At 71.7% G+C, this 19,683-nt stretch carries 22 protein-coding genes and 3 tRNA genes; 1 reads left to right on the plus strand and 24 read right to left on the minus strand.

The features are described 5' to 3' along the window. Positions 1 to 312 precede the first annotated feature (312 nt). The 17 genes from QOZ86_RS07290 to QOZ86_RS07370 all read right to left on the minus strand — a co-directional run bounded on the left by QOZ86_RS07290 (position 313) and on the right by QOZ86_RS07370 (position 15,791). A complete protein-coding gene (locus QOZ86_RS07290; RefSeq protein ID WP_284491291.1) occupies positions 313 to 942 on the minus strand; it encodes a hypothetical protein in 630 nt (209 codons plus the stop codon). Between the two features lie 52 nt (positions 943 to 994). Then, positions 995 to 2,269 (minus strand): MlaD family protein, encoded by a 1,275-nt coding sequence (locus tag QOZ86_RS07295; RefSeq protein ID WP_284491292.1) that lies wholly within the window; start codon positions 2,267 to 2,269, stop codon positions 995 to 997. Further along, positions 2,266 to 3,543: an MCE family protein gene (locus QOZ86_RS07300; RefSeq protein ID WP_284491293.1), complete on the minus strand. Its 1,278-nt coding sequence runs from the start codon at positions 3,541 to 3,543 to the stop codon at positions 2,266 to 2,268. Before QOZ86_RS07300 ends, QOZ86_RS07295 begins: the two co-directional genes overlap by 4 nt. After that, complete coding sequence (locus QOZ86_RS07305) at positions 3,540 to 4,787, minus strand: MCE family protein (protein ID WP_284491294.1); 1,248 nt, start codon at positions 4,785 to 4,787, stop codon at positions 3,540 to 3,542. Before QOZ86_RS07305 ends, QOZ86_RS07300 begins: the two co-directional genes overlap by 4 nt. Then, on the minus strand, positions 4,784 to 5,812 hold the full coding sequence (locus tag QOZ86_RS07310; RefSeq protein ID WP_284491295.1) for an MCE family protein: 1,029 nt from the start codon (positions 5,810 to 5,812) through the stop codon (positions 4,784 to 4,786). Before QOZ86_RS07310 ends, QOZ86_RS07305 begins: the two co-directional genes overlap by 4 nt. Beyond that, positions 5,812 to 6,876, minus strand: coding sequence for an MCE family protein (locus QOZ86_RS07315; RefSeq protein WP_284491296.1), 1,065 nt, complete (start codon positions 6,874 to 6,876; stop codon positions 5,812 to 5,814). Before QOZ86_RS07315 ends, QOZ86_RS07310 begins: the two co-directional genes overlap by 1 nt. Then, complete coding sequence (locus QOZ86_RS07320; RefSeq protein WP_284491297.1) at positions 6,873 to 8,237, minus strand: MCE family protein; 1,365 nt, start codon at positions 8,235 to 8,237, stop codon at positions 6,873 to 6,875. The genes QOZ86_RS07315 and QOZ86_RS07320 overlap by 4 nt, the downstream gene beginning before the upstream one ends. A 7-nt stretch (positions 8,238 to 8,244) precedes the next feature. Further along, positions 8,245 to 9,114, minus strand: coding sequence for an MlaE family ABC transporter permease (locus QOZ86_RS07325; RefSeq protein WP_284491298.1), 870 nt, complete (start codon positions 9,112 to 9,114; stop codon positions 8,245 to 8,247). Beyond that, the gene (locus QOZ86_RS07330) at positions 9,114 to 9,929 is read right to left on the minus strand and encodes an MlaE family ABC transporter permease (RefSeq protein ID WP_284491299.1); all 816 of its coding nucleotides are present in this window, start codon (positions 9,927 to 9,929) and stop codon (positions 9,114 to 9,116) included. The genes QOZ86_RS07325 and QOZ86_RS07330 overlap by 1 nt, the downstream gene beginning before the upstream one ends. Continuing rightward, on the minus strand, positions 9,926 to 11,062 hold the full coding sequence (locus QOZ86_RS07335; RefSeq protein WP_284491300.1) for an ABC transporter ATP-binding protein: 1,137 nt from the start codon (positions 11,060 to 11,062) through the stop codon (positions 9,926 to 9,928). The genes QOZ86_RS07330 and QOZ86_RS07335 overlap by 4 nt, the downstream gene beginning before the upstream one ends. A gap of 294 nt (positions 11,063 to 11,356) precedes the next feature. Further along, positions 11,357 to 11,749, minus strand: a complete 393-nt coding sequence (gene rplL / locus QOZ86_RS07340; RefSeq protein ID WP_284491301.1) for a 50S ribosomal protein L7/L12 — start codon at positions 11,747 to 11,749, stop codon at positions 11,357 to 11,359. 17 nt (positions 11,750 to 11,766) lie between these two features. Beyond that, entirely contained in the window at positions 11,767 to 12,396 is a 630-nt protein-coding gene (gene rplJ / locus QOZ86_RS07345; protein WP_284491302.1) for a 50S ribosomal protein L10, read from the minus strand. A 364-nt stretch (positions 12,397 to 12,760) separates the two neighbouring features. After that, on the minus strand, positions 12,761 to 13,480 hold the full coding sequence (rplA, locus tag QOZ86_RS07350) for a 50S ribosomal protein L1 (RefSeq protein WP_284491303.1): 720 nt from the start codon (positions 13,478 to 13,480) through the stop codon (positions 12,761 to 12,763). Between the two features lie 140 nt (positions 13,481 to 13,620). After that, a complete protein-coding gene (rplK, locus tag QOZ86_RS07355) occupies positions 13,621 to 14,049 on the minus strand; it encodes a 50S ribosomal protein L11 (RefSeq protein WP_284491304.1) in 429 nt (142 codons plus the stop codon). A gap of 101 nt (positions 14,050 to 14,150) precedes the next feature. Continuing rightward, a complete protein-coding gene (gene nusG / locus QOZ86_RS07360) occupies positions 14,151 to 15,059 on the minus strand; it encodes a transcription termination/antitermination protein NusG (protein ID WP_284491305.1) in 909 nt (302 codons plus the stop codon). A 47-nt stretch (positions 15,060 to 15,106) separates the two neighbouring features. Then, complete coding sequence (gene secE / locus QOZ86_RS07365; protein ID WP_284491306.1) at positions 15,107 to 15,646, minus strand: preprotein translocase subunit SecE; 540 nt, start codon at positions 15,644 to 15,646, stop codon at positions 15,107 to 15,109. Positions 15,647 to 15,715: 69 nt separating this feature from the next. Further along, positions 15,716 to 15,791, minus strand: a tRNA-Trp gene (locus tag QOZ86_RS07370). A gap of 263 nt (positions 15,792 to 16,054) precedes the next feature. On the opposite strand from QOZ86_RS07370, the gene QOZ86_RS07375 reads away from it, so the two are divergent. Next, positions 16,055 to 17,326 carry a pyridoxal phosphate-dependent aminotransferase gene (locus QOZ86_RS07375; RefSeq protein ID WP_284491307.1) on the plus strand — a complete coding sequence of 424 codons (1,272 nt, stop codon included), beginning with the start codon at positions 16,055 to 16,057 and terminating at the stop codon, positions 17,324 to 17,326. On the opposite strand, the gene QOZ86_RS07380 is transcribed toward QOZ86_RS07375, so the two are convergent. The 7 genes from QOZ86_RS07380 to QOZ86_RS07410 form a co-directional block, all read right to left on the minus strand. Beyond that, on the minus strand, positions 17,289 to 17,774 hold the full coding sequence (locus QOZ86_RS07380) for a gluzincin family metallopeptidase (protein ID WP_284491308.1): 486 nt from the start codon (positions 17,772 to 17,774) through the stop codon (positions 17,289 to 17,291). The genes QOZ86_RS07375 and QOZ86_RS07380 overlap by 38 nt on opposite strands. Then, the gene (locus QOZ86_RS07385; protein WP_284491309.1) at positions 17,749 to 18,126 is read right to left on the minus strand and encodes a hypothetical protein; all 378 of its coding nucleotides are present in this window, start codon (positions 18,124 to 18,126) and stop codon (positions 17,749 to 17,751) included. Before QOZ86_RS07385 ends, QOZ86_RS07380 begins: the two co-directional genes overlap by 26 nt. Continuing rightward, complete coding sequence (locus tag QOZ86_RS07390; protein ID WP_284491310.1) at positions 18,123 to 18,545, minus strand: MaoC family dehydratase; 423 nt, start codon at positions 18,543 to 18,545, stop codon at positions 18,123 to 18,125. The genes QOZ86_RS07385 and QOZ86_RS07390 overlap by 4 nt, the downstream gene beginning before the upstream one ends. Continuing rightward, positions 18,542 to 19,000 (minus strand): FAS1-like dehydratase domain-containing protein, encoded by a 459-nt coding sequence (locus tag QOZ86_RS07395; protein WP_284491311.1) that lies wholly within the window; start codon positions 18,998 to 19,000, stop codon positions 18,542 to 18,544. The genes QOZ86_RS07390 and QOZ86_RS07395 overlap by 4 nt, the downstream gene beginning before the upstream one ends. Before the next feature lie 31 nt (positions 19,001 to 19,031). After that, the gene (gene rpmG, locus QOZ86_RS07400) at positions 19,032 to 19,196 is read right to left on the minus strand and encodes a 50S ribosomal protein L33 (RefSeq protein ID WP_284491312.1); all 165 of its coding nucleotides are present in this window, start codon (positions 19,194 to 19,196) and stop codon (positions 19,032 to 19,034) included. A gap of 106 nt (positions 19,197 to 19,302) precedes the next feature. Further along, positions 19,303 to 19,376 (minus strand) — tRNA-Met (locus QOZ86_RS07405). Positions 19,377 to 19,432: 56 nt separating this feature from the next. Next, a tRNA-Thr gene (locus QOZ86_RS07410) sits at positions 19,433 to 19,505 on the minus strand. Between the last annotated feature and the right edge of the window lie 178 nt (positions 19,506 to 19,683).

Here is a 19,683-nt window from a genome sequence, read left to right on the forward strand (position 1 = left end):
GCGGAGTCCCTCGCCGACCGGCTCGGCCGGGCACGAGCCGTCACACGGGGGCGATCGGTGCGCCCTGCGGGCGCCGGTTCCGCCGCGGACGGCGCGACCACCGGGGGCTGCGCCACGCCCAGCGGCTCGGATCCGGTCACCGGATCCGGACATGCCTCCGGGGCCACCGGTGGCCGGCCCGGCTCTGCCGTCTCGTCGCGGTCGCGGCGGCTGCCCGCGACACGGGGCCGCGGACCGGGGCGGGCGCCGGTCCGCGGACGGGCTCGCGGCGTCGGCCGGGACCGGTCGTCCGGCATGCGGCCCTCGGGGAGGTCAGTCATCGCCGCCGGCTCCCGTTCCCGTGATCCCGGACAGGAGCCAGCGCCCGTCCTCCTTCGCCAGTTCCACCTGGATGCGGTAGCGCGAAATCTGCGCCTGCGGGCTCGCCGTGCTCTCCTGCGCCGACTGGATGACCATCAGGACGGTGGCGTCATCGCCGCCGGCACGGGTGACACCGGCCCCCACGACCTCGGTGTTCACCACGGCCTGCAGGTCGGTGATCTGCTGACGACGGCTGTCGAGCTCGGCCACCGACTCCTCGCGGAGATCCCCGGTGGCGACCCGCCTGATCTGCTCGATGTCGTCGTCGAGGGTCAGGTGGTCGAAGGAGGTCAGGTCGACGACGCCCGACCGCGCCGCCTGCAGCGCCTCGGCGTAGTCGCCGGTGCGGACGGCGGACTCCCCCGGCCGGGTGGTCCACAGGAATGCGGCGGCGGCGAGGAGCAGGACCAGCAGCGCGACCAGGATCGGGACGAGGGGCAGGGACAGCCGGCCGCGCGACCGGTTCCCCGCCGGGCCGCCGACGTCACGCGGCGCCGTCCCGTCGGCGCGCTCGTCACCGGGAGACGAGGAGGCCACGGATTCCGCCTCGTCCCGAGCACGTGCCTGCGTTTCGCTCGTCACCCGGGCGATTCTCCTCGTCCTTGACCGGTGTGGGCCTGCGGCGAGCCGCAAGTCAGCCCGTAAGGGTGGCGATCGGCGTGGCCTGGAGCAGTTCGCTGACCAGGTCGGGAAGCGCCGTGGTCGGCAGTGGACCGCCCGCTCCCGCCTCTTCCTGCGGGGTGGTCGTGCCGCGGCCGCCGTCCCGCCCGATGTTCTGCGCGCCGCGGATGTTCGAGCCGTTCTCGTCGTAGCCGTCGTCCGGCTGCGGGTCGACGCCGTTGGCCACCTGGCAGCGGATGGCGTCGGTGTCCACGTTCTCGACCGCGCCGCGGGTGGGCGTGCTGCTGCTGGGGACGTAGCCGGACGTGCACGCGTGCGGCTCCCCGGCGTTGAGCACGAAGCCGAAGTGCGAACGCAGCACGCCGTCCTCGTCGCGGCGGACGACGGTGAAGCCGCCGGTGACGGCATCGGGATAGGTGACGAGCATCTGCCGGACGCCGTCCAGCCGAGGGATCTGCACCTCGTTGAGGACGTCCAGGTTCCGGACGAGGGATCCCAGGCCCGGGCCGGCCTCCTCCACTAGGTCCTGCAGCGACTGGCCCGCGTCGGGCGCGTTCACCAGGAGGGTGCGCAGATCCGGGTCCATCTCCGCCAGCGTGTCGGTGAACAGCCGCAGGTCCGACGCCCACTGGCGGATCGCGGTGCGGCTCTCCCGCTGGGTGTCGAGGACGGTCTGACCGTCCCGGATGAGCTGGAGGCTCTCCGGCAGCGACTCCTGAGCCCGGGCCAGGAGCAGGTCGCCGTTGTCGATCAGCCGCCCGAGGTCTTCCCCCGCCCCCTCGAAGGCCCGCCCGAGCTCCTCGATCACGATCCGCAGGTTCTCGGGGTCGATCGACCCGACGAACTGGTCCAGGTTCAGCAGCATCTGCTCCACCGGCACGGGGATGCTGGTGCGCTGCTCCGGGATGACCGACCCGTCCTCCAGGTAGGGCTCGCCTGCGCTGGTGGGCCGCAGGATGACGTACTGCTCCCCCACCGCGCTGCGGGTCGCGACCGCCGCCTCGGTGTAGGCCGGGATGGGTGCGGCGCCGGGATCGATCCGGAGAACCACGCGCACGCCGTCCTCGATGACCTGCATGTCGGTGACCCGGCCGACCGCGACACCCCGGTAGGTGACCTCGGCGTTGACGAAGATCCCCCCGGAATCGCGGAAGTCGGCCGCCACCTCGTACCCGCCGCCCAGCAGGACCCGGTCCAGCCCCACGTACTTGAACCCCAGGTAGGCCATGCCCATGACGGCCAGGGTGGCGAAGGCCAGCAGCTTCAGCCTGGTGCTGCGGGTGATCACGGCCCCACCTCCGTCACGGGCGGCAGGCCGAGGCGGCCCACCGGCTGGTCGACGCCGGAAACCTGCTCCAGGATCCGGCCCGCGATGCCGCCGAGCCCGGACGGCCCCTCACCCGACGAGGTCGGCGTCGTCGGAGGAGAACCGCCGGGGCCGCCGCCGGCCTGGCCGCCGCCGCCTTCGACGCCGCACCTGCCCTGCGTGAGCGCCTCCTCCAGCGGCAGTTCCTGCAGCGCGCCGTTCTGGTCGACGACGTACCGGCACAGCAGGTGCGTCAGGTCCAGGTCCACCGTTGCGGTCATGTTGGTGAACAGGGCCGTGCCGCCGGACTGGGCCTGCCGGTAGTTCAGCGCCGAGAGGGAGCTGTCCGGGAACGGATAGGTCAGCAGCAGTTCCAGCGAGTTGGCGAGATCCGGCCCCGCCGCGGCCAGCTGGCTGAGGATCGGCTGCAGCAGTTCCAGGTCCTCGACCGTGTTGGCTGCCGACTGGTTGATGATCCGCGTCCCGACGTCGCCCAGCCGGGCCAGGCCCTCGAGCATCGACACGAGCAGGTCGCGCTGCTCGTTGATGACGTCGAGGCCCGGTCCGATGGTGTCCAGGGCGTTCTCGATCGTCGCGGTGCGGTCGGCCAGCGTGGCCGACAGCTCGTCGGCACGGTCGAGCGCCCGGTTGATCTCGGCCTTCTGGGCGTCGAGGCCACCGATGAAGGTGTCGAGCTGGTCGAGGGTGTCCTTGATCTCGGCCTCCCGCCCCTCCAGCGCGTTCCCGAGCTCGCGGTTGATCGTCTGGAGCTGGGTCAGCCCGCCGCCGTTGAGCACGAGCGACAGCGCACCGAGCAGCTCCTCCACCTCGACGTTCCGGTTCGTGCGCTCGAGCGGGATCCGGGGCTCCTCCCGCAGGCTGCCCTCCGGTTCCTGGTTGCCGGGGGGAGCCAGCTCCACGTACTTCTCGCCGAGCAGCGACGACTGCTGGATCGCCGCGACCGCGTTGGCCGGCAGGTCGACGTTGCCGTTGACCTCGACCGTCACGACCGCGGTCCAGTTCTCCTCGTCCAGCTCGATGGAGCCCACCTGGCCGACCGGCACGTCGGCGACCCGCACGCCGGACTGCGGCACGAGGTCGAGGACGTCGAGGAACTCGATCTCGACCGTGTAGGGGTCGTCGCCGGTGTCGGCCCCTCCGGGCAGGTCGAACGAGTAGGCCCCCCGGAAGCCGCAGCCGCCCAGCAGCACGGTCGCGGCCGCCAGTGCGACCGCGCGGTGCAGCCGCCGGCTCATCGGGCACCCACCGGGGAGACCGGCACCAGGCCCGGCAGCAGGCTGCCCCCACCACCGCCACCACCCGCGGCGCCCAGGAGGGCCCGCCGGAGCTCCTCGTAGTCGGGCTGCCCGTTGCCGTTCAGGTCGTCGAGGCTGCCGTCGGCGTTCGCGTCCCCGGAGAGCAGCCGCGCGCAGATCTGCTGGGTCGCATCGCGCAGCGGCGCGGTGGGGTCGACCGGCAGCGGCAGGTCGGCCGTCAGGTCCACCCGGCCCACCTGGGCGAGGACGCCGCAGACGACCACCTCGGCGTTGAGCGAGCCCAGCCCGTTGTCCCGCGTGTCGAGGGTGCCGTAGTCGGGGTTGTAGGCCCGCGCCAGGTTGCCCAGCGCGGCCGGAGCCACGTCGAGCACCTCGGCGAGCTTGGCCCGCTGCTGCACCAGGACCAGGGTCACGTCGGCCAGCCGGTCGACGTTCGTGGTGAGCAGCGTGGTGTTGTCCCGCACGAACCCGGCGACGTTCCCCAGGGCGTCGGTGAGCAGCGCGACGGCCTCCTGCAGGTCCTGCCGCTCGCTGGCCAGCAGATCGGCCACCGCAGCCATGTTCGCGTTGAACTGGCCGACCTGCGCGTCGATCGTGGCCAGCGCCGAGGTGAAGGTCTGCAGGTTCTCCAACGAGCCGAACAGGTCGTCGCGGTTCTCCGCGAGGGTCTCCACGGCCTGGGAGAACCCGGTGAGGGTGCGGTTCAGCGCCGCACCGTTGCCCTCCAGGTTGGCCGCCCCGACGTCGACGAGGTCCGACAACGCGCCGTTCCGGTTGGCCCCGTCGGGCCCCAGCGCGGCGGACAGTTCGTCCAGGGCGCCGTAGACGGCGTCGAGCTCCACCGGGATGGCGGTGCGGTCCAGCGGGATCTCCGCGCCGTCGCCCATGGTGGGGCCGCCGTCGTAGACCGGCGCCAGCTGCACGTACCGGTCGGACACCAGGGACGGCGCCAGGACGATCGCGTCGGCCTCGGCGGGAACGTCGTAGTCGTCGTCGATGCTCATCTCCACCCGGACCTTGTCGCCCAGCGGCTCGATGTCGTCGACGGTGCCGATCGGGATGCCGAGCACCCGGACGTCCGACCCGGGGTAGAGGCCGACAGTCTCGGTGAACCAGGCGGTCACCCGGTACTGGCCGGCCGGGCGCAGGACCGTCCAGCCGAGCGCGACCAGGAGCACCAGGGCCGCAGCCAGCGCGACACCGCGCTGCAGGGCGCCGCTCATTCCTGTCCTCCCGGGGTGCAGCCGGTCACGGACGTGCCGGCCGCCGTGCAGGCGGCCGTGCCCACGATGGTGGGCAGCAGGTCGTTGACGAAGCTGTCGAACCAGCGCCCGTTGCCGAGCGTGTTGGTGAAGACCCGGACGAAGGGCGCCAGCTCTTTCACCGTCTGGGCCAGCGCGGCCCGGTTGCGCGACAGGATGTCGGTGACCCGGGACAGCTGCTGCAGCGCCGGCGTCAGCGCCTCGCGGTTGTCGTCGACCAGCCCGGAGAGCTGACGGGCGAGCTCCTGGGTGCTGGTCAGGATCGAGTCGATCAGCTCGCGCCGCTCCTGCACCTCGGCGAGCAGGGTGTTGGAGTCGAGGATCAGCTGGGTGAACTCCCCGTTGCGGTCGGCGAGCACCTGGGTCACCTGACGGGTCGCCCCCAGCAGCTCCCGCAGCTGCGCGTCGCGGGAGGCGATGGTGTCCGACAGCCTGGCCAGCCCCTGGAGCGAGGTCCGCACCTCCTCCGGGGTCTCGGCGAAGGTCTCCGCCAGCACCTCGAAGCTGGCGGCGAGCTGTGCGGTGTCGACCTCCTGAACCGTGGAGGAGAGATCGGCGAAGGCCTCGACGACGTCGTACGGCGACGCCGTCCGCTCCAGCGGGATGCGCTCCTCGGGATCGAGTGCCTGGGAACCCCGCGGGACCAGCGCCACGTACTTGGCACCGAGCACCGTCTCGATCTTGATCGCCGCCTCCGAGCGGTCCCCGACGAAGGCGTCCTTCACCCGGAACTCGACGGTCACGGCACCGTCCTCAAGGGCGAGGCTCTCGACCGTGCCGACCTTGACCCCCGCGACCCGCACCGGGTCGTCGGCCTGGAGGCCGGCGGCCTCGGAGAACTGCGCCCGGTAGACGGTGCCGCCCCCGATCAGCGGCAGGGACTGCGCGTTGAAGGCCAGGAACACCAGGACGGCGATGAGGCCCAGGCTGACCGCACCGATGGTCACCGGGTTGCGGTCCCGGAAGTTCCTGGACTGGCGGGCCATCAGCTGCACCCCTCTGCGCCGCTCTCGAACTCGAACGCCCGGGCCACCGGCTGCCCGTCCGGGTCGAGCGGGGTGGCGGGCAGGGTGACCGTTCCACCGGCACGGCACATGAAGAAGTTGAACCAGCTGCCGTTGATGGCGGTGCGCGTCGTGAGGTCGAGCTTGGCCGGCGCCGTCTGCAGGAAGCGCTCCACCACGTCGCCGGTGTCGGCCAGGTTCCCGGCCAGGGCATCGAGGGCCTGGATGTCGGCGGTCAGCGGCGCCCGCGCCTCCTGCAGGAAGCCGCTGGTGGCCACCGCGAGCTCGTCGATGGTCTGCAGGGAGTCGAAGATGACCTCCCGGTCACCGGCCAGACCGGTGACGAACTGCTGGAGGCTCACCACCAGGTTCGACAGCTGCTGGTCCCGGGCCGCCAGCGTGCCCATCACGGTCGTGAGGTTGTCGATCACGTTGCCGATCACCTGGTCCCGGTCGGCGAGGCTGCTGGTCAGCGAGCCGACGTGCGCCAGCAGGCTCTCGACGGTCCCGCCCTCGCCCTGGAATACCTGGATGATCTCGAACGAGACCCGGTTCACGTCCGCCGCGGAGAGCGCCTGCAGGAGTGGCTGGAAGCCGCCGAACAGCACCGTGAGGTCCAGGGCGCTCGTCGTCCGGGCCAGCGGGATGACCGCCCCCTCCTCGAGGGTCTCCCCACCCGAGCCCTCCCCCTCGGTGAGCGCGACGTACCGCTGCCCCACCAGGTTGCGGTAGCGGATGGTCGCCTCGACCGCCTTCGGGAGCGGGACGTCGGCACTGACCTCCAGCTCCACCTCGGCCACCGGGCGGTCCGTGCCCTCACCCAGGCCGATGCCGGCCACCTGGCCGACACGCACGCCGGCGATGCGGACCTCGTCGCCCTCCACCAGTCCGGCGACGTCGGTGAACTGCGCCCGGTAGGTCAGCTGCTCGCCGTAGCCGGCGTTGGTGATGGTGGAGATGAGCACGTACGCCGCCATCATGGTGACCACCGCGAACGCCACCAGCTTTCCCAGCGGCCCGCCGAGGCCGCGGAACTGGCCCTTCATCGCAGCATCACGCTCTTCCCGCGCAGGATCGGAGCCAGGGTGGCGGCGCCGAGATCGGAGACGTCCCCGGGGTCGGCACCTGTCTGGTACGCGAGGATGCTGCGCACGAAGTCGAGCTCGGCGGTCGAGCCGGCGAGCACGTCGGGCAGCGACCGCCCCGCCTGGGTGCGCGGCACGTTGTCCGGGTTGCCGCCGTCGTCGGCTCCGCCGCGGTAGCAGGCGGGCTGGGGCCGTTCCGCGCTCTCGGGTGACTGGACGCCGTCGTCGGGCGGGTACGGGCAGTAGTACTCCCCCGCCTGGGCCTGGGCGATCTCGGCGTCGATGTCGTCCAGCCCCAGGCAGTCGGGGGGCGCGGTGTCGGCGTAGACCGGCTGGTCGCCGGGCAGGTACGGGTTCCGCGGTGGGAACGTGAACGCGATGTTCAGGTTCAGTGCCGGGTCGCCGTCGGCCCCGAAGGTCTCGCCGATGCGGGGCACCGAACGGGTCAGGCCCTCCAGGAGGCACGGGTAGATCGGCGAGTACTCGGCGAACAGCCCGAGCACCGGCCGCGACGTCTCCGCCAGCGAGATCAGGTTGCGCTCGTTCCGCTCCAGGAAGTCCGCCGTGACGCCGGCCGAGCTGGTTCCGACCGTGAAGGTGCGGCGCAGCTGCTCGGCCTGGTCCACGACCGTCCGGTTGGTCACGGCCAGGTTGTCGAGCACCGCGAGCAGGTCGTCGGCGGCACCCTCGTACGTCTCGGCGAAGTCCGCCAGACCCGAGATGTCGGCCTGGAGTTCGGGGAGCACGGTGTTGATCTCCCCGAAGTAGTCCCCGGTCGCGGCCAGGTTGGCGCCGAGCGCGTCCCCGCGACCGCGCAGGGCATCGGCCACGGCGCCGAGGGTGAAGGAGAGGTCGTCGGGGTGCACCGCCTGCAGCAGCGGCAGCGTGTCGTCGATGACCCGCTGCAGCTCGATGGCGTTGCTGGTGCGGTCCTGACCGATGACGTCGCCGTCGGCCAGCCGCTCGTCGCCGACGTCCTCGGGCAGCTCGAGCGAGACGTAGCGCTCGCCGAACAGCGTCTTCGGCAGCAGCCGCGCGGTCACGTCGGCCGGGATCTGGTCGAGGTGCTCCGGGTCGATGGCCAGCTCGATGGTGGCCCCCTCGGCGCTGGCCTCCACCTCCCGGACGTCCCCGACGATGACGCCGCGGACCTTGACGTCCGAGGCCTCCTGCAGCTGGTTGCCGGCGGTGTCGGTCTGCAGCGTGACGCGAGCGACCTCGGTGAAGGCCTTGTTGTAGACCGCCACCGACAGCCCCAGCAGGAGCGCCAGGACCACGAGGAAGGCCAGGCCCTGGAGTCGCATCCGGATCTTCGTGCTCATCGTTCGTTCACCCCGCGATCCGGACGGTCGTGGTCGATCCCCAGATGGCCAGGGACAGGAACAGGTCGATGATGTTGATGGCAACGATCGAGAACCGCACCGCGCGGCCGACGGCCAGCCCGACACCCGCCGGGCCACCGCTCGCCCGGTAGCCGTAGTAGCAGTGGGTCAGGATGATCACCACGGCGAAGACGAGGACCTTCAGGAACGACCAGAGGACGTCCTCCGGTGGCAGGAACAGGTTGAAGTAGTGGTCGTAGGTGCCCGTGGACTGCCCGAAGGCCTGGGTCGCGATGGTGCGCGTCGCGAAGTAGCTGGTCAGCAGCCCCAGGACGTACAGCGGGATGACGGCGACGAAGCCGGCGATGATGCGGGTCGTCACGAGGAAGGGCAGCGACGGCACCCCCATGACCTCGAGGGCGTCGATCTCCTCGTTGATCCGCATGGCGCCGATCTGCGCGGTGAAGCCGCAGCCGACCGTCGCCGACAGCGCCAGGCCGGCCACCAGCGGTGCGATCTCCCGGGTGTTGAAGTACGCCGAGAGGAATCCGGTGAACGCCGACGTCCCGAGCTGGTCGAGGGCCGCGTAGCCCTGCAGCCCCACCTCGGTGCCGGTGAAGAAGGAGAGGAAGGCGATGACGCCGACCGTGCCGCCGATGACGGCCAGCGCGCCGGTCCCGAAGGTCACCTCGGCGAGCAGGCGGAACGTCTCCCGCTTGTAGCGCCGCAGCGTCCGCGGCGCCCAGCCGAGCGCCCGGCCGTAGAAGCCGAGCTGGTCACCGAGGTCGTCGAGGGTGTCGAGGGGGCGGCGGTAGACGACCCTCGCGAACCGTCGCGCACCGACCCGGATGCGGTCGACCGGAGAGAGCAGCGCCATCACTGCCCCTTCGGTGGCACGAGCTGGAAGTAGATCGCCGTGATCACGAAGTTCACCGCGAAGAGGAGCAGGAACGTGATGACGACGGCCTGGTTCACCGCGTCGCCCACGCCCTTGGGCCCCCCTCCGGCGCGCAGGCCCTTGTACGAGGCAACGACGGCGGCGATCAACCCGAAGATCAGTGCCTTGATCTCGCCGGACCAGAAGTCCGCGACCTGGGCGAGTGCGCTGAACGACGCCAGATAGGCCCCGGGCGTGCCGCCCTGGAGGATGACGTTGAAGAAATAGCCGCCGGCGACGCCGACCACGCTGACCAGGCCGTTGAGCAGCACGGCCACGAGCATCGAGGCGAGCACCCGCGGGACGACCAGCCGCTGGATCGGGCTGATGCCGAGGACCTCCATCGCGTCGATCTCGTCGCGGATCTTGCGCGCGCCCAGGTCGGCGCAGATGGCCGATCCCCCGGCCCCGGCGATCAGCAGCGCGGTCACGATCGGGCTCGCCTCGCGGAGGACCGCGAGGACGGAGGCGGAACCGGTGAAGGACTGGGCACCGAGCTGCCGGGTCAGGGAGCCGAGCTGGAGGGCGATGACCGCGCCGAAGGGGATCGCGACCAGCGCCGTCGGCAGGATGGTGACACTGGCGACGAACCAGGTCTGCTGGATGAACTCCCGGATCTGGAAGGGCCGCCTGGGCAGCGCCCTGAGCACGTCGAGCGCGAAGGCGAACAGGTTGCCGCTGGCCGCCAGCGGGCGGGTGGGCGAGAACTTCCCGTCGAGCAGGCCGGGGGCCTTCGGCCTCTCGGTGGCGGTCACACCTCACCCCCGGACCGGGGCAGGACGGCCGTGGCGGTCGAGCCGGCCGGCATCGCGTCGAGCTCGGGGGCCCAGTGCCGCCCGCCGGAGCCCCGCGTGGGCGTGTAGGCGCCGGCGTCCACCTGCGCCAGCAGGTCCTCGGGCAGCGAGGCGCGGATCGCCTCGGCGGTCTGCGGGTCGAACTCGTGCAGCATGCGCGCCACCCGCTCCTGCCGCCGGCGGGCTGCCTTGCGCTCTGGCAGGCCCGGCGTGGGCTCGAGCTGCGGCGGTACGGCGTCGCCCCCGGAGGCGCCCTTCGGCCCCACGCCGTTGTGCCGGTCGCCGCCGCGGGCCTCGAGTGCGGCCATCTCGGCCTCCACCTGGGCGACGTCCTTCTCCTCGCTCATCCCGATGGGGCCCTCGCGACGGCCGTTGAGGAACTGCCGGACGACGGGCTCCTGCGAGGTGAGCAGCTGCTCGCGCGGGCCGAACATGACCAGGTTGCGGCGGAAGAGCAGGCCCAGGTTGTCGGGCACGGTGCGGGCGGTGCCGATGTCGTGGGTGACGATGAGGAAGGTGGCGTCGATCTGGGCGTTGAGGTCGACGATCAGCTGGTTGAGGTAGGCCACGCGGACCGGGTCCAGGCCGGAGTCGGGCTCGTCGAACAGGATGATCTCCGGGTCGAGCACCAGGGCGCGGGCCAGGCCGGCGCGCTTGCGCATACCGCCGGAGATCTCCCCCGGGAGCTTTCCCTCGGCCCCCTGCAGACCCACCATGTCCATCTTCTCGAGGACGATGCTGCGGATCTCCGACTCGCTCTTCCTGGTGTGCTCGCGCAGCGGGAAGGCGATGTTGTCGAACAGGTTCATCGAGCCGAACAGGGCGCCGTCCTGGAACAGCACGCCGAAGAGCTTCCGTACCTCGTAGAGCCTGTGCTCGCTGGTGCGGACGATGTCGGTGTCGTTGATGACGATGGAGCCGCGCTCGGGCTTGAGCAGCCCGACGAGCGACTTGAGGAACACCGACTTGCCGGTGCCGGAGGGGCCGAGCAGGACGGAGATCTCCCCCGGCGGCAGGGTGAGCGTGACGTCGCTCCAGATGTTCTGGCTGCCGAACGACTTGGTCAGCCCCGAGACCTCGACTGCGACGCCCACGAGTGTCCTGCCTCCCCGTTCCGATCTCACGTCCGGTCGGTCCCGCCGCCGTGGCGAGCCCCGGAAGTGTGCGGGACCACGATCAACTTCGTAGCCGGAGCGCGGCGACCCCGCTCTCCTACCGGCCAGTAACGAATGGCGGGACAGGAGGTTACGTGTGTCACGTGGTTTCCGTGACCCCGGTCTCGCACCTTTCGGCCGAAACCACCCGGACATGCGACAGGGGCCGCCCTCCTGGATGAGGGCGGCCCCTGTGCGGGGTGGTGCGTTCCCCGGCTCAGGCCGGGGAGGGTGTCACTTGACGGTGACGGTGGCGCCGGCGCCCTCGAGAGCGGCCTTGGCCTTCTCGGCGGCGTCCTTGGCGACCTTCTCCAGGACCGGCTTGGGCGCGTTGTCGACCAGGTCCTTGGCCTCCTTGAGGCCGAGCGAGGTCAGGCCGCGCACCTCCTTGATGACCTGGATCTTCTTGTCGCCGGCAGCCTCGAGGATGACATCGAACTCGTCCTGCTCCTCGGCGGCGGCGGCGTCGCCGCCACCTCCACCGGCGGCCGGGGCCGCCGCGACGGCGACCGGCGCAGCAGCGGTGACGTCGAAGGTCTCCTCGAACTGCTTCACGAAGTCGGACAGCTCGAGGAGGGTCATCTCCTTGAACGCGTCGAGCAGCTCGGCGCTGGAAAGCTTGGCCATGGTGTCTCCTTCTGGGATCAGTCGTCGCTGGCCGCGTCGGCGGCCGGCGAATCGGTGGCCTGGGCGGCCGTGTCGGGGGTGGTGTCAGCAGCAGCGGTGTCGGCGGCAGCGGGAGCCTCGGCAGCCGGTGCGTCGGCGGCCTTCTTCTCCTGCAGCGCGGCGGCCAGGCGGGCGACCTGCGACAGCGGGGCCTGGAACAGCCCGGCGGCCTTGGTCAGGTTGCCCTTCATCGCGCCGGCCAGCTTGGCCAGGAGTACCTCACGGCTCTCGACGTCGGCGAGGCGGGTGACCTCGGCGGCGTCGACCGTGCGGCCCTCAACCACGCCGCCCTTGACGACGAGCAGCGGGTTGGCGCGCGCGAAGTCACGGATGGCCTTGGCGGCGTTCACCGGGTCGCCCTCGATGAAGGCGATCGCGGTGGGGCCGGTGAGCAGCGGGCCGAGGTCGGAGAAGCCGACCGAGTCCGCCGCACGCTTCGTCAGGGTGTTCTTGACGACGGCGTAGCTGCTGCCCTCACCGAGGGAACGGCGCAGCTGGGTCAGCTGCGCCACGGTCAGCCCGCGGTACTCGGTGAGCACCGCTGCACTCGAGTTCTGGAACCGCTCGGTGATCTCGTCGATCACCGCGGCCTTCGCCTGCGTGGGCATGGGCCTCCTCTCGTCTGTCGGGCGACCACCGGCCGTTGCGCGACTGCGGGCGATCAACGACCCCCGGAGACGAGGAACGCCCCGGCGCAGGGCGCACGGGGCGAGGGACGGGGCCCGGTGTGGTGCTACCGACGCCCGTCGATCGAACCGTCCTCCTGCGCGGGTCGCCCGGAACTCCGGGACCTTCGATCGCACGCGGACGTGCGACGACCAACGGTCTTGGGGGGAACGGTGACGAGCGTACGCCATACGACGACGGCCCCGCCGCGCGGGTGCGCAGCGAGGCCGTCCTGGCTCACCTGGCGGGGTCCTGGCTCACTGTCGACGGTGAGCCAGGACCCGGAACGACCAGGTCACCTGATCATCAGCTGCTTGGCTCGTCCACCGTCAGGTTCCGGGTGCGGTTCGGGTCGACCGGGATGCCGGGGCCCATGGTGGTGGAGATGGTGACCTTCTTGAGGTACCGACCCTTGGCCGAGGACGGCTTGGCGCGGAGGACCTCGTCGAGGGCAGCGGCGTAGTTCTCGACCAGTCTGGCCTCGTCGAACGACGCCTTGCCGATGACCAGGTGCAGGTTCGCCTGCTTGTCGACGCGGAAGTTGATCTTCCCGCCCTTGATGTCGTTGACGGCCTTGGTGACGTCGGGGGTCACGGTGCCGGTCTTCGGGTTCGGCATCAGGCCACGGGGGCCGAGGATGCGCGCGATCCGGCCGACCTTGGCCATCTGGTCGGGCGTGGCGATCGCCGCATCGAAGTCCAGGAAGCCGCCCTGTATCCGCTCGATCAGGTCGTCGGAGCCGACGACGTCGGCGCCGGCGGCCTCGGCCTCGGCGGCCTTGTCACCGGTCGCGAAGACGATGACGCGGGCGGTCTTGCCGGTGCCGTGCGGCAGGTTGACCGTGCCACGGACCATCTGGTCGGCCTTGCGCGGGTCGACGCCCAGGCGCATGGCGACCTCGACGGTGGCGTCGTAGGCGGTCGTCGACGTCTCCTTGGCCAGCGAGGCCGCCTGGAGCGGGCTGTACAGGTTGTCGCGGTCGACCTTCCCGGCCGCGGCGCGGAACTTCTTGCCGTGCTTCGCCATGATGCTTCCTCTCCGGAGGCGTGTGCCCCGGTTGCGTGGTGCCCGGGCCGGCGACGGCCCTCCCACTGGTGACGTGCTGGAACGGCCCCTTCGCAGGGCCCCGCCGTGAGCGTGCGGACGGTGGGGGCGAAGGGGTCCCCTTACTGGACGGTGATCCCCATCGACCGGGCGGTGCCGGCGATGATCTTCTCGGCCTGCTCGAGGTCGTTGGCGTTGAGATCGACCATCTTCGTCTGGGCGATCTCGCGGACCTGGTCACGGGTGACCGTGGCGACCTTGGTCTTGTGCGGCTCGCCCGAGCCCTTCTCGACACCGGCGGCCTTGAGCAGCATGCGCGCAGCCGGCGGGGTCTTGGTGACGAACGTGAACGACCGGTCCTCGAAGACCGAGATCTCGACCGGCACGACGTCGCCGCGCTGCGACTCGGTCGCCGCGTTGTAGGCCTTGCAGAACTCCATGATGTTGACGCCGTGCTGGCCGAGCGCCGGACCCACGGGCGGCGCGGGGGTGGCCGCACCGGCCTTGATCTGGAGCTTGATGACCGCGGTCAACCGCTTCCTGGGGGGCATGACTTTCCTTCTGTGTCGTGACGTATGGCTGTGGTCTTGGCTGGAAGGCCCCCTCGCAGGGGCCCGCGCCGAGCGGGCGAGGCGTGGGGGGCGAGGGGGTCCTAGATCTTGCTGACCTGGTTGAACGACAGCTCGACGGGTGTCTCGCGGCCGAAGATGGAGACCAGCACCTGCAGCTTCTGCTGCTCGGCGTTGATCTCGTTGATGGTGGCGGGCAACGTGGCGAACGGCCCGTCCATGACGGTGACCGACTCGCCGACCTCGAAGTCGACGACGGGGGCGGGCGTGGCCACCGCACCGCCACCCGTCGCGGCAGCGGCCTCGGTGGTCCGGGGGGCCTGCGGCGTGGTCGCCGGCACGAGGATCTTGACGACCTCGTCGAGGGTCAGCGGCGAGGGCCGGGAGGTGGCGCCCACGAACCCGGTGACGCCGGGGGTGTTGCGGACCGCACCCCACGACTCGTCGTTGAGCTCCATGCGCACCAGCAGGTAGCCCGGCAGGACCTTGCGGTTGACCTGCGACCGCTTGCCGTTCTTGATCTCGGTGACCTCCTCGGTGGGCACCTCGATCTGGTAGATGTACTCCTCGACGTCCAGGGACTGGATGCGCGCCTCGAGGTTGGTCTTCACCTTGTTCTCGTAGCCGGCGTACGAGTGGACGACGTACCAGTCGCCCGGGGCGATCCGCAGGGCCTTCTTCATCGCCTCTGCGGGGTCCTCGTCCTCCTCCTCCACCGTCAGGTCGGAGTCGGGGGCCGGAGCCGCCAGCGGGTCGGTCACGAGGGTGTCGGGGTTCCCGCTCTCGATCTCCGGAGCGACGTCGGCGGCCTCCCCGTCCTCGACCAGGGCGCCGGCGGCGAGGTCGGCGGTGTCGCTGGACCCCTCGGCGGCGCCGGTCTCACCGGCACCGGTCTCGACGTCGGCGGTGCCGCGCGCTTCGAAGCGGGCGTCGTCCAGATCGATGCCTTCGACCGCACTGTCGGTCTCGAAGGGCTCGCGGGGGTCGGTCACAGAGGGGTCTCTTCCTAGTCAGGGGGCGTTCAGGCGCGACGAGCGGGTCAGCCGAAGACGGCGATCACGCCTCGTGCGAAGATCAGGTCCAGGCCGGCCACGAGCGCGACGATGAACGCCACGAACACGATGACCACGGTGGTGTAGGTGATCAGCTCGCGGCGACCCGGCCAGATCACCTTGCGGAGTTCGGCGACGACCTCGCGCAGGAACCGCATGAGCGACCGTCGCGGCCGCATCTCCTCGGCCCGCGCCCGCTGCGCCGCGGTCCGCGACCGCGTCCCTCCGCCGTCACGGACGGGGCCGGCCACCTGGCGTGCGGCGCGGCGAGTGCCGGCCACCGGCTCGTCGTCCTCGTCGTCGGCGCCGGCGGTGATCCGCCCCCGGCGGCGGCCGTGCTGGTCACCCGTACGGCCCGCGACGACCTTGTCCTCGTCGGACTCGGCCTCGCCGGCCACGTCGTCCTCGGCGGCCTCGAGCGCGGCGGCGTCGTCGACACCCGGCGCCTCAGCGTCGAGCTGCTCGTCGGTGAGGTCGGCGTCGGAGGCGCGGACGTCGTCCTCGCGGTCCGGCTTCTCGTCGCTCACTGGGCCTCGCTCGCCTCGTCGTGGTGGCCTCTCCCGCGAGGGCCGTCGGTCGGTGGTGCCGTGTCCTGCTGGCAGGGGTGACAGGACTTGAACCTGCAGCCTGCGGTTTTGGAGACCGCTGCTCTGCCAATTGAGCTACACCCCTTGAAGGACCCCTTCCTCCCCACCCTTCGCAAGCTCAGGGCGGGACCCGGGACGGGGCCGTCCGGGGCGGCCGGTCCGCCACGGGCGCGCAGGATTCCTCGAGCAGGATCCGGGGCACGCCGGTGGCGGGGTCAGCTGCCCCGGTGCCGCCAGTGTACGGGACCGGCGAGGCGGGCAGCCAACGTCCCGCCGACCGGCTACCTCCACGGTGGCCGAGCAGCGGGCAGACCCCCGCCGGCGCGGGGTCTTTGACACGATGCCCTCATGCCCACCCACCCCATGACCGCCGCCTCCAGCCCGGAGTCCGCCGCCCACCCGACCGAGTCGTCAGTCACCGAGCGGCGGATCTCCCGCCGCGTCGGCGCCATCGCCGAGTCCGCGACGCTCGCGGTGGATGCGAAGGCGAAGGCGCTCAAGGCGGCCGGCAAGCCGGTGATCGGGTTCGGCGCCGGGGAACCGGACTTCCCCACGCCCGACTACATCGTGGAGGCGGCGATCGCCGCCGCCCGTACTCCGGCGATGCACCGGTACACCCCCGCGGGCGGTCTGCCGGCGCTCAAGGAGGCCATCGTCGCCAAGACGGCGCGGGACTCCGGCCTGCAGGTGACGGCCGGGCAGGTCCTGGTGACCAACGGCGGCAAGCAGGCCGTCTACGAGGCACTGGCCACCATGCTCGACCCGGGTGACGAGGTGCTCCTGCCGGCGCCCTACTGGACGACCTACCCCGAGGCGATCCGGCTGGCCGGCGGTGTGCCCGTCCCTGTCGTGGCGGACGAGCAGAGCGGCTACCTGGTCTCGGCGGCCCAGCTCGAGGCGGCACGCACGCCGCGCACCAAGGTGCTGCTCTTCTGCTCGCCGTCGAACCCGACGGGGGCGGTGTACCCCGCCGAGCAGGTCGAGGAGATCGGCCGCTGGGCCGTGGAGCACGGGCTGTGGGTGCTCACCGACGAGATCTACGAGCACCTCACCTACGGCGGGGCCACCGCCCCGTCGATGCCGGTGCTGGTGCCCGAACTGGCCGGTCGGTGCGTGGTGGTGAACGGGGTCGCGAAGACGTACGCGATGACCGGCTGGCGGGTCGGCTGGCTCATCGGCCCGGCCGACGTGGTGAAGGCCGCGACCAACCTCCAGTCACACGCGACGTCGAACGTCGCGAACGTCTCGCAGGCCGCCGCGGTGGCCGCGCTGACCGGTGACCTCGCGGCTGCGGCCACCATGCGCGACGCCTTCGACCGGCGCCGGCAGACCATCGTCTCGATGCTGCGGGAGATCCCCGGGGTGGCGTGCCCCGAGCCGCAGGGGGCGTTCTACGTCTACCCGTCGGTGAAGGGACTGCTCGGCCGCCCCATCGCCGGCCGGACCGCCGGGACCAGCGCCGAGCTGGCCGAGCTGATCCTCGAGGAGGCCGAGGTCGCCGTCGTGCCCGGGGAGGCGTTCGGCACGCCCGGGTACGTGCGGATGTCCTACGCGCTGGGCGACGACGACCTCGTCGAGGGCGTCAGCCGGATGCAGCGACTGCTGGGCCAGGCGGGCTGAACAAGGACCCCGTCCACCGCACGCCTCGCACGCTCGGGGCGAGCCTCGGGACGGGGCCGCGACCGGCTTCTGGACAGTCCGGGAGGTCGTGCTCGTCCAACGCTCCCGCCCGGACGAGCACGTCGGCCGCCGCGGGCAGGTCCGCCAGGGTCGCCCCCACGTCCTCCGGTGTCGCGATGCTCCACGCCGACGCGTCGACGTAGCAGCGCAGGGCCTCGTCGAAGGCGTCGGCGGCCTCCCGCGCGGCGAGCAGGGTGGCCCCGCCCCTGCCGTACACCCGGGCGGCGTGCTGCTGGGTGCGGAACTCGTCCATCGCCGCGCCGACGTCGCCGTGGATACCGCCGGCGAACTCCAGCCCTCGCGCGGACGACGGGTTCGCCACGGCCTCGGCGTAGGTGGCGAACGCCTCGTCCAGCCAGGGGTCACGGAACTGCGAGGTGCCGACCATCCCGTAGCACCACGTGCGCCACCTCGTGCACGAGGACCTCGCGCGAGGAACCGTGCTGGTTGGGCACCAGCCGGAACACCAGCTCGTCGGTCGGGCGGTCCGGGGTGAAGGTGACCGCCTCGGTGCCGGTGACCGTGCGCCGGTCGTCATGGAGCCGCAGGTCCAGCGCGATGCGCGGCCGGTCCGGGTCGGGCTCGGCCCGCTCGTCCGGACACGCCTGCTCCGGGTCCGGCTGCCCGGCCGACGGGGCCGCCGCCCGATCGGCGGCGACGCCGTCGGCGAAGGAGGTGCACCCGGGGAGCAGCACCAGCAGGACGGCGGCCGCGGAGAGCCCGTGCGCCCGTGCGGTCACCGCAGGCGGACGATCGCGCGCGCCAGGGAGAGCACCTTCTCCCCCTCGGTCGTGACGGTCAGGTCCACGCGGACCCGCCCGTCGTCGAGCAGTGCCCCGACCTTGCCGCGGATCGTCACCTCGGCGCCCTGGTCGTCGTCGGGGACGACGACCGGACGGCCGAACCGGACGTGGTACTCGAGCAGGGCTGTCGGGTCGCCGGTCCAGGTGGTGACCGCACGGGCGGCGACGCCCATGGTGAGCATGCCGTGGGCGATGACGCCCGGCAGGCCGACGGAGGCCGCCACCCGGTCGCTCCAGTGGATCGGGTTGAAGTCGCCGGACGCGCCCGCGTAGCGGACGAGGTCCGCGCGGGTGAGCCGGGCGACGAACTCGGGCAGCTCGGTTCCGACGGCGATGTCGGACGGACGCTCGCTCACGCGGCATCCCCCCCGCTGCCGCGGGCGACGAGCATCGACACGGCCGTGCAGACGGCCTCGCCGTCCTCGGTGGCGAGCTCCACCCGGGCGGTCAGCAGGTCGTTGCCGGCGACGCTCCGTGCGGCGTCGATGGTCGTGGTGGCGACCAGCCGGTCGCCGGCCCGGATCGGGCGGTGGTGGGCGAACTTCTGCTCCCCGTGCACCACCCGGCTGTAGTCGAGCCCCACCTCGGGATCGCCGAGCACCACGAACGCCGCTTCCAGGCTCACCACGATGGCGAACGTGGGCGGCGCCACCACGTCGGGGTGGCCCACGGCGCGGGCGGCCTCCGGGTCGCGGTGCACCGGATCGTCGGCGCCCACCGCGGCGGCGAACTCCGCGATCTTGGCGCGACCGACCTCGTAGACGGCAGAGGGCGGGTAGCTGCGCCCGACCAGTTCCCGGTCCAGCGTCATGCTCCCGCCCTCGCTCAGCAGCCGTCGACCGTCAGCGGGTCTCGCGGTGCAGCGTGTGCTTGCGGTCGCGCGGGCAGTACTTCTTCAGCTCGAGCCGGTCGGGGTCGTTCCGCCGGTTCTTGCGGGTGATGTAGTTGCGGTTCTTGCACTCCTGGCAGGCCAGGGTGATCTTCGGACGGACGTCGGTGGCTGCCACAGGAGCGCTCCTAGCCTTGTCGGACAGGCCCCGGAACCGGGACCTGGTGCCGCGCCGGCGAGTGCCGACACGACGACGGACCCGGAAGTGCCGGGTCCGTCGGGAGTAGCGGTGACCGGACTTGAACCGGTGACACAGCGATTATGAGCCGCTTGCTCTACCAGGCTGAGCTACACCGCCGGGACGACCGTGCGGCCCGGTCTCGCGACAGGACCGGCCGGTCAGCTTACTGCCAGAGCCCCTTTACGGAATCGAACCGTAGACCTTCTCCTTACCATGGAGACGCTCTGCCGACTGAGCTAAAGGGGCGTTCTCGAAGAGCCGTTGAGAACTGTACATGACGCCTTCGGCCTCCCTGCAGGGGCCCGCCGCGAGCCCCGCGACGTGCTGGAACGGCCCCGCGTCAGGGCCCCGCCGCCCCGAGCCCCGCGACGTGCTGGAACGGCCCCGCGTCAGGGCCCCGCCGCGAGCTCGCGAGTGGTGGTGG

The sequence above is a fragment of the Blastococcus capsensis genome, assembly GCF_030165005.1.
Taxonomy (GTDB): Bacteria; Actinomycetota; Actinomycetes; order Mycobacteriales; family Geodermatophilaceae; genus Blastococcus; species Blastococcus capsensis.

Excerpts from the sequence above, each read along its gene's own strand:
- QOZ86_RS07325 (WP_284491298.1), bottom strand. The coding sequence starts at position 9,114 with ATGGCGCTGCTCTCTCCGGTCGACCGCATCCGGGTCGGTGCGCGACGG.
- QOZ86_RS07320 (WP_284491297.1), bottom strand. The coding sequence starts at position 8,237 with ATGAGCACGAAGATCCGGATGCGACTCCAGGGCCTGGCCTTCCTCGTG.
- QOZ86_RS07395 (WP_284491311.1), bottom strand. The coding sequence starts at position 19,000 with ATGACGCTGGACCGGGAACTGGTCGGGCGCAGCTACCCGCCCTCTGCC.
- rplJ (WP_284491302.1), bottom strand. The coding sequence starts at position 12,396 with ATGCCCACGCAGGCGAAGGCCGCGGTGATCGACGAGATCACCGAGCGG.
- QOZ86_RS07300 (WP_284491293.1), bottom strand. The coding sequence starts at position 3,543 with ATGAGCCGGCGGCTGCACCGCGCGGTCGCACTGGCGGCCGCGACCGTG.
- QOZ86_RS07375 (WP_284491307.1), top strand. The coding sequence starts at position 16,055 with ATGCCCACCCACCCCATGACCGCCGCCTCCAGCCCGGAGTCCGCCGCC.
- QOZ86_RS07380 (WP_284491308.1), bottom strand. The coding sequence starts at position 17,774 with ATGGTCGGCACCTCGCAGTTCCGTGACCCCTGGCTGGACGAGGCGTTC.
- rplA (WP_284491303.1), bottom strand. The coding sequence starts at position 13,480 with ATGGCGAAGCACGGCAAGAAGTTCCGCGCCGCGGCCGGGAAGGTCGAC.
- rplL (WP_284491301.1), bottom strand. The coding sequence starts at position 11,749 with ATGGCCAAGCTTTCCAGCGCCGAGCTGCTCGACGCGTTCAAGGAGATG.
- QOZ86_RS07310 (WP_284491295.1), bottom strand. The coding sequence starts at position 5,812 with ATGGCCCGCCAGTCCAGGAACTTCCGGGACCGCAACCCGGTGACCATC.
- rplK (WP_284491304.1), bottom strand. The coding sequence starts at position 14,049 with ATGCCCCCCAGGAAGCGGTTGACCGCGGTCATCAAGCTCCAGATCAAG.
- QOZ86_RS07315 (WP_284491296.1), bottom strand. The coding sequence starts at position 6,876 with ATGAAGGGCCAGTTCCGCGGCCTCGGCGGGCCGCTGGGAAAGCTGGTG.
- QOZ86_RS07305 (WP_284491294.1), bottom strand. The coding sequence starts at position 4,787 with ATGAGCGGCGCCCTGCAGCGCGGTGTCGCGCTGGCTGCGGCCCTGGTG.